Source organism: Desulfallas sp. Bu1-1, assembly GCF_015594625.1.
GTDB lineage: Bacteria > Bacillota > Desulfotomaculia > Desulfotomaculales > Desulfallaceae > JADNRQ01.
Genome location: NZ_JADNRQ010000003.1, coordinates 266,942 through 275,073 on the forward strand (window position 1 = coordinate 266,942; position 8,132 = coordinate 275,073).

Annotated in this window: 8 protein-coding genes; 3 read left to right on the top strand and 5 right to left on the bottom strand. The window is 42.9% G+C overall.

Annotated elements, in window-relative coordinates; genetic code table 11:
* Positions 1-530: 530 nt before the first annotated feature.
* Positions 531-1,787 carry an HD-GYP domain-containing protein gene (locus IT084_RS05525; protein ID WP_195711833.1) on the top strand — a complete coding sequence of 419 codons (1,257 nt, stop codon included), beginning with the start codon at positions 531-533 and terminating at the stop codon, positions 1,785-1,787.
* Positions 1,787-2,371, top strand: a complete 585-nt coding sequence (locus IT084_RS05530) for a DUF5317 domain-containing protein (RefSeq protein ID WP_195711834.1) — start codon at positions 1,787-1,789, stop codon at positions 2,369-2,371. Before IT084_RS05525 ends, IT084_RS05530 begins: the two co-directional genes overlap by 1 nt.
* A gap of 315 nt (positions 2,372-2,686) precedes the next feature.
* Here the strand turns inward: IT084_RS05530 and IT084_RS05535 are convergent, their stop codons facing one another.
* From IT084_RS05535 to IT084_RS05545, 3 genes are all read right to left on the bottom strand, one after another.
* Positions 2,687-3,367 carry a Crp/Fnr family transcriptional regulator gene (locus IT084_RS05535; RefSeq protein ID WP_195711835.1) on the bottom strand — a complete coding sequence of 227 codons (681 nt, stop codon included), beginning with the start codon at positions 3,365-3,367 and terminating at the stop codon, positions 2,687-2,689.
* 119 nt (positions 3,368-3,486) lie between these two features.
* A complete protein-coding gene (locus IT084_RS05540; protein WP_195711836.1) occupies positions 3,487-3,762 on the bottom strand; it encodes a transcriptional regulator in 276 nt (91 codons plus the stop codon).
* A 219-nt stretch (positions 3,763-3,981) separates the two neighbouring features.
* On the bottom strand, positions 3,982-5,139 hold the full coding sequence (locus tag IT084_RS05545) for a (Fe-S)-binding protein (protein ID WP_195711837.1): 1,158 nt from the start codon (positions 5,137-5,139) through the stop codon (positions 3,982-3,984).
* 132 nt (positions 5,140-5,271) lie between these two features.
* Here IT084_RS05545 and IT084_RS05550 point away from each other — a divergent pair, with 132 nt between their 5' ends.
* Positions 5,272-6,333, top strand: coding sequence for a hypothetical protein (locus IT084_RS05550; RefSeq protein WP_195711838.1), 1,062 nt, complete (start codon positions 5,272-5,274; stop codon positions 6,331-6,333).
* A 25-nt stretch (positions 6,334-6,358) separates the two neighbouring features.
* On the opposite strand, the gene IT084_RS05555 is transcribed toward IT084_RS05550, so the two are convergent.
* Positions 6,359-6,607, bottom strand: a complete 249-nt coding sequence (locus IT084_RS05555; protein ID WP_195711839.1) for an HAD hydrolase family protein — start codon at positions 6,605-6,607, stop codon at positions 6,359-6,361.
* A gap of 482 nt (positions 6,608-7,089) precedes the next feature.
* Positions 7,090-8,132: transposase (locus IT084_RS05560; RefSeq protein WP_243276769.1), on the bottom strand; the 1,043-nt coding region annotated here is incomplete at its 5' end.

An 8,132-nucleotide genomic window follows, 5' to 3' on the forward strand; every position in this document is an offset into this window, starting at 1 on the left:
AACTCCAATGTAATCTGAACAGTTAAGTTATAAAAGCGTTATTTCAGGATGAAATGAACGCAAAAAATTATCGAGAAGAAAAAGGTGATTCAATATTAAATGTCTAACACTGGTACATAAAATCTTCTTTTAACAATTTCCATATTTTTTGCATTTTACCTCCAAAAATATGTTTGATGTGTTTTAATTTTAATTTGAATGACTTAGTTCGAGGAATTATTTGCCTGTCTGTATGATAATTCAGAAATTTGTCGTAAATTTTATAGCTAGTTGGTAATTTATGGCTTGCTTTGGACATGGTAGGGTGGTATAATTGCTTAAAATTTTATTATCTCAAAAATATTGGGTTTTGAACAGGTTGAAATGGGATTTTTTTAAATAATATTTTTTATTCATGCCACCCAGACAACCATGTCACCAAACATAATTGTAAGGGCAGGTGTTTTTAACCTGCTGCCAAAGTACCAATCAATGCATTATCAATAAGCAGCAAAGGTTGTAAAACACTGACATGCTGGGAGGCAGACATCTTGGATTGGCACAAGATTTTATTTAATTTATATTTTACAGGTGTATCTTTAGCGGGTTTAGTAATACTAGCTTTTGCTTTTCAAAATCTAAACCCTGATAATATTTACGTCTATTTGTTCTGGATAGCGGTTTTTGTTATAGCAGAAATGAAAACTGTCCCGTTTGATGTGAAAGGTGGACAAGTATCCGTCGGATTTGCGATAAACCTGGCTATGTTAATGATCTACGGGACCTCGAGCAGCATTGTTATTACAAGTGTCGGCAGTGCTCTTGCAGATATTATCGGCAGGCGGGGCTGGCAAAAGATGGTTTTTAATACTGCTCAATATTCAATCAGTTTGTTTGCGGCCGGTATGGTATATGAAAAGTTAAGTCCTACAGATCAGCATATTTTAGCTGTCAACCAATATATTGTCCCCTTCATTTTCACAACGCTTACATTTGTTATTTTCAATATTACTCTCGTGGCGATAATTGTATCGTTGTCCCTTAAAATAGCTTTAATTGATATTATTAAAATGGATTTGGGGATGAACGTTCTTTTTCTGACATCCCTGGCGCCATTAAGTTTATTGATGGTAATCTTATACATCAATGAACCCTGGAGTATAATATTGATTTTGCCGCCACTTGCCCTGTCTCATAATAGTTTTAAAAATTATTTAAAATTACGACAGCAAACCAGAACAACGATAGAACTGCTAGCTGATGTTGTGGATAGACGGGACCCTTATACGGCCAGCCATTCTTTTAGGGTAGCCAAGTACGCTGAGCAAATAGCCAGACAGATGGGGTTGCCGTATGAGCAGATTGAAAATGTAATTATGGCCGGTCGGGTGCATGACTTGGGCAAGATAGGTGTCAGTGATGATATTCTTCTTAAGCCGGCGCCTCTTACTGATATTGAGTACAAGCAGATGAAGAATCACCCGAAAATTGGTTATAATATCCTTTCCTCCTTAGAAATGTACGAAAACTTGTTATCCTTTGTGTTGTATCATCATGAACGCATGGACGGTTGTGGGTATCCCCATGGATTAAACGCAAACTCCATACCGTTGGGTGCCCGTATTCTGGCCGTTGCGGATAGCTTCGATGCCATGACCAGTGACAGGCCTTATAGAAAGGCTATGTCCGAAGAAAAGGCTTTTCTGGAGCTGAAAAAAAATAGCGGAACGCAGTTTGATCCGAAAGTGGTTGATGCTTTTATCGAAGTTTGGGAAAGAGAAAAAGCGGTTAGGGAGAGGTATCAGTAATGTTTTTTCTGATCATAGTAATAGTGGTAGCATTAATTGTTATTATTAGTGGAGGTAAATTGGAAAATTTAAAATATTGTTCGTTTAAGTGTTCGTGGTTGGTGTTAATTGCGGTAACATTGAAAATTATTAGCATCTCAAACCTTTACCAAGTTGTCGGGTTGTCACATAATATTATTCCATATTTGCGAGTTTTATCTTTATTGATGGTGGTTTTATTTGTTGGCTTTAATTATTCCTTGCGTGGTGTGCCTCTTGTGGGCCTGGGTTTAATTTGTAATGCGCTGGTTATTATTCTAAATGGTGGTAACATGCCTATTAATGCAAAGTTTGCGCACTTAACATCCACCGGTGACGAATTAAAATTATTAGAGTCCGGATTGCCGGTTAACAGTTTTGTTTTAACCTCCCCGGATACAAAGCTGGCAATATTGAGCGATATATTTCTAATGCCTGAGTGGGTGCCGATGACAAGATTGTTTAGCATTGGTGATGTTCTGATTACCATTGGGGCAATAATCTTTGTCACCTATTATTTAAAATATCATAATTATCCTGTTTCAAAAAAATACTTTAATTATTGAAGGAGGGATTAGGCATGCGTCGTTGGTTTCCCGTGCTGGTAATAGCTGCTTTTATACTGAGCAGCATCGCAGGCAACAGGTGGTAAACTAATCAGCTGAAAAAAATGAGTACATAATAATTGAGCTATGTAAGTAAAAAAAAATAAGAGAACGTTAGGAGGGATTAGGCATGCGTCGTTGGTTTCCCGTGCTGGTAATAGCTGCTTTTATACTGAGTAGCATCGCAGGCAACAGGTGGTAATCCAATAAGTGAAAGGAGTCAATGTACAAAATGCATAATCCTGCTTCAATTAGCAGGGTTATGCATTTTGTGTATTACAGCCAGGACTTCAACTTGTACTTATCCAGTATGGTCACCTGGCCTCGTTTAACCTCAATGGCTTTTTGCCGTTTAAAATCGTTAAGAATGCGATTGGCGGTCTCCCTTGAGGTGCCGATCAGGTTGGCCAGGTCCTGGTTGGTCAATGAAATGTCGATTAAAATCCCCTGTTCGGTCTGTCTACCTTGTTCCGAGGCCAAAAACAAAAGCATGCTGGCGGCCCGCCGGGTGGTATCCAGCAGCGCCAGTTCAATTAACTGCTGTTGGGATATGCGCAGGCGGCGGGCCATGATTTTCAGCAATCCCAGGGCGATGCCCGGGTTATTGCTGATAATTTTTTCCATGTCGGCGTTTCTGATCAAGCCAACGGTGCAATCTTCAATTACTTCGGCGGTGGCGGGGTAGGTGCCGTTATCGAACATGACAACCTCTGCAAATACTTCGCCCGGATTGATGAAATGAAGAATATGTTCGCGCCCATCGCCGGTCTGTTTGGTTACCTTGATCCTGCCGGATTTAACGAAAAACACCGCTTCCCCCGGCTCACCTTCCATGAAAATAATCCGCCCTTTTTGGTAGTTACGTTCAATGATGACTTTTTCCACTTCAGCCAGCTGGTCTTCGTTGAGATAGGCGAAAAGGGGAATCTTTTTGAGATAATGCAGGTTATTCGTCATTGCGCGCTCCTTGGTCAAGCATTTTTAATGCACATTATAACATATTAACGGTTGTAAAACACGGCGTTCAATAAATATAACCAAAGAATAAAAAGAATAAGTGAAAAGGCCGGATAATATTATCCGGCCTTGACCAGGCTGTAAAATTCATCGCCCAGTTTCGTAACACTGCAGATTTTGCTCTTGCCCTCGGTTGAAATTTCGACCAAACCAAGGGCGTACAACTGCATGATAATATGGTCCAATACAGCCCGTTTTACCCTGGCGGTGAGGGAAAGTTCCTCTTTGTTCATGCTGCCCTGTTCCAGCAGCGCCTGTAGCACCCTTTGCGCTTCATCAGGCAATCTTTCGTTCGCTTTGCGTAGAAAATCAACCAAACTCGTAGTGGAAACCATGTTTTTCCTTGACCTCCTATTTAACTAATTTTGATAATATTATGCGCACTTTTTGCTTGATTAATAAGCAAAAAAGCCCGGTTGAAACATTTTTTCAACCGGGCTTAAAAAATTTTCAGGTTTTGCTATAGTTTTTAGAGTTACATGGTAATTTTTAGGCAAACTCTATAAGAAGTTGAGGTTTCACTCAGGCGACCGGTGCCTGTGACCGCCGACCAATTACTCCAAACTTTCGCTGATTAATTCGCTGATGTCTTTGACAGCCATCTTTTCGTCCTTATCTATATTTTTCAGGCTGTCTTCCAGCATCACGATGCAATACGGGCAAGCGGTTACCAGCAAGTCGACTTCCTTGGTCATGGCTTCTTTGACCTTGGTGTCCGAGAAGCGCAGTCCCGCTTCGGTTTCCATCCAGATGCGGGCACCGCCTCCACTGCAGCACATGCTGTCGTCCTTGTTTTTATCAAATTCTGTGAATTGCAATTCCGGAATGGCGCTTAAAAGTTCCCGCGGCGCCTCGAAAACTTTGCTGTGCCTGCCGAGATAGCAGGGTTCGTGGTAGATGACTTTTTTGTTGATCCCTTTGACGGGCTTGATCTTGCCTTCTTTCAACAGTTCGGCAAACAGCTGGGTGTAATGAATTACTTCGAAGTCGCCTCCAAATGCAGGATACTCGTTTTTGAACGTGTAATAACAGTGAGGTGAAGTGGTAATAATTTTCTTAACCCCTTTGCTTTTAAACAGTTCAATATTGGATTCGGCCAGGTTGCTGAATTCCTCTTCGGCGCCAATCTTGCGCACGGCTTCGCCGCAACATTTCTCCTCGTTGCCGATGATGCCGAAGCTGACCCCCGCTTTTTGTAAAGTGGCGGCGATGGCGCGGGCGATTTTCTGGCTGCGACCGTCAAAGGCGGAGGTGCAGCAGACATAAAGCAGGTACTCGTGATCGCTGAATACGGGAATATCCAGCCCTGCGGTCCAGGAAGTGCGTTTTTCGCTGTCCTGGGACCATGGGTTACTGTTACTGTTGATGCTGCCCAGTACGGCTTTCAGGTTTTTGGGAATCCCACCGGTTTCACATACAACGGAACGCATGGCGCGTACGACATCGATTATATTGACTCCGCGGGGGCAGCGCACAACACATTGTCCGCAGGTGGTGCAGGCGTACAGTATATCGTCACTTTCAAAACCTTCCAGCCCCAGCCGGCCCATGTAGATCATCTGGCGAATGCTGAACGGACTTTCTTTTTCCATTCTTCCCCAGGGGCAGGAGCCGCTGCAAAGGCCGCACTGCATGCAGGTGGTAATATCTTGGCCGCCCATCTCCCGGACAATTTCCCTTACCTCGTCGAAATAGTTAATGGCTTCTGACATGATACTCCTCCTCTTCCCTTGCCAAACTTTAGTTATAGTGAGCACAAAGTTTATTAAAGCTTTCGTCAATTTTGAAACAAAATCCTGCTTTTAAAATATAAAAAATGATTTAATAGGAAGGAGTGAATTTTAGTGGAATCGGCCATATTGCTTTACCGCCTGTATGATGTAGCGGATGAGATAAACCTTGAGGCTGTGGAGAAAATATTATCCGTAGAAAGGACTACTTCGCGCCTAAGGTTGTCCCGCATTCCTCCGAAATCGATTCATATAAAAAATCCTCCGGTTCGCCTGGAATTGGGTGACGATACAATCGCCATCGGCGGGACCGAATATAAAGTCTCATTTTCCGCCCGTGTATATGACCTGGGTGTTATAAGTATTGTAATGTGCTTTAATTTGGGACCGGATATTTCCTATGATGATGTTTACCGGCTGGCCATAGATCTGGAAAAACAAGATGATTACGAACAAGTTTTTGTAAGGCAACTGGATAAATTGAAGTGCACTTTGCTGCCGGCCCTGGTGGGGAAGGGGTCGGGGAACTTTGTAGAGGACTTTACGGTTTTTTTCTTTACCAACTGGCAAAATGATTGGGACCCGCTTCCGCTGTTGTTGGGGGAGGAAGGCCCTTTCAGCGACTGGGTGAGGCGGGAAACGCTCCAAAATTCTTATTCTTACTTCCCCGGTGATTTGGTTATCATTACCTGGGATTCGGCCCTTGTTTACGATGCCTCGGGAAGTACCGATTTGCCCGATCTCCTGGAGTTTGCCAATTGTCAGCTCCTGGAGTTGCGCTATTACGACGGTTTGCTTTCAGAAGCAATGGAAGAAATGTATGAAGAATTGGAACGGGTGGGACAGGTGGGCAGTTACATGCGCTTGAGGCATTACCGGCGCATCATGGGCAGGTTGATGGAACTGGTGACCGAGGTAACCGATATCACCGAGCGCATTCAAAATTCAGTCAAGGTGACGGAAGATATTTACTATGCCCGTATTTATTCCGCCGCGCTGACCTTGTTTCGCACCAGGGCCTGGATGGATAGCATTCAACGCAAAATTGCGGTGATTCAGCAGAATTATGCCATGCTCAGCGATGAGATCGTAACCGCCCGATCCACTTGGCTGGAAGTAGCCATTGTGCTTCTGATCATGCTGGAAATAATCCTGGGAGTGCTCAGAGTGTTTTAGGCCCGCCGTTTTGCATGTTTTAGTATCATAAGCTTACCGCCCGGCCGCGGTCGAAATGATTTTCCAGGATAACGGCGGCCTCTTCCAGGCCTTTCACCGTCACCAGGCGGGGTACATTCGCCCGTAAAACAGCCAGGTCTTTGACGCTGGGGTTGATGGCTATGGCCAGGCCTGCTTCCATAAACATTTCCAGGTCCCCGATGCTGTCGCCTACCGCTGCCGTTTCCAGGGGGGAGGCGCCGGTTTCGGTCATGATTTTTTCAAAATTCTTCATAGCTGATTTCGCCAGCCAGAAAGCGCTCCTGGTATTTTTCCGCCTGCCTGTTCCAAATACCCGGTCGGCGGTGCAGGTATTCCCACGAACTCCGCACTTCGGTGATGGTGCCGTCCATGTCGAAGGCGATTAGTTTCAGCCCGTTTGTGGCCTTCCGGTTAAACTCCCCCGTAACAAAATAGGATTTTCCCCTTGACGAAGTATTCCAGTTGGTTATTATAACATAAAAATGATTTTATTTTGCTGATTGATATTTTATTCACTTGGTTAAAGGAATTAGGTTACAAAATACAGAAACTAAGAGTGTATTCGATAAACAATAAATCCCAAATGTAATATATAGGGAGACTTGTAATGATAAGCAAGCATAGTAAGCAAGAGCCTAAAAAAGCGCATGACAAATAGACCTTTTTAAAAACATTTTAAAAAAGCCTAAACAGATAAATATAGCTTGGATAAAAAATAATACAGTTTAATCCCAGTTATGCAGCAAACCCTGAAAGAGCAGGAAATATATCAGTAATGGATAAGGTGCTCTCGCAAGCCCAAGCATCAACAAAACAACAGAATGCACCAAGAAAAACCCTAACTATTCTACGTTCTTTAGAATAAATAACAGCAGACTCAGCATGAAAATCATTATTAATTCTGTCCCAAGTCCTTTCAGTGGTAGAACGTCTTTTGTACAGTAGCTTCCACTCATCCGAGCCTCTTAAGATAGGAGTAAAGAACCTGAGGTTATCACTTGTTTTAGTATAAAATGATTTCTCGCTATAAGCATGACACCTGTCACAGGAATCGCACTGTACAGGGAAAAGCCACTTTCGTCTGTAGGACTTGGACATCAGACCCCAGTTACGTAATTGGTGTCCTAAACACTTGCAGTGAGGGATCCCGTTTTTATCAAATTCAATAAGCTCATCTACAGCCTCAGGCTTAGAAGAACGGGAGTTGAGATCAATAATGGGTTTGATGCCATAATACATATTAAGAAGATAAAATGGAATGGCATCATAAGCAGAGTCAAAAGCAGCAGAATAGAAACTTAACTCTGGATACAAATCTACAATCTCTTTAAGCTCATAAACACCAGTTACAGAATCATGACGCTCACCAGTAACACATTTAATATGGATAGGTAAACTGTAGAATGAGTCACAAGCTGTAAAGCCATGAAAAGTATGGCCATAAAAATAACACTCATTGTAACTATCCCAGCCCCAGGAGGCAGTGGGATCAGCGAACAAGCGGGGGCAATCGCAGCGTTCGCCGGGTTTTAACTTACAATCGCAGACTTTCTTGCCATAATAAGAAGCATGAGTAGGCATACAAGTGCCATCAGCGGCGATATTAAGCCTATTAGGGTCTCCAAGGATACCCATGGCTAAGGAAGGCATAACAAAAACGTCTTTTAGGATATGGTTTAAAGTAGTTTCCAGGTTATCAGGGAGCTTGGAATTATCATATTTTAAGACCCTGTTTACCAAACGTTCAACCACACCGGGCTTTGAAGAATCCAGCTTCT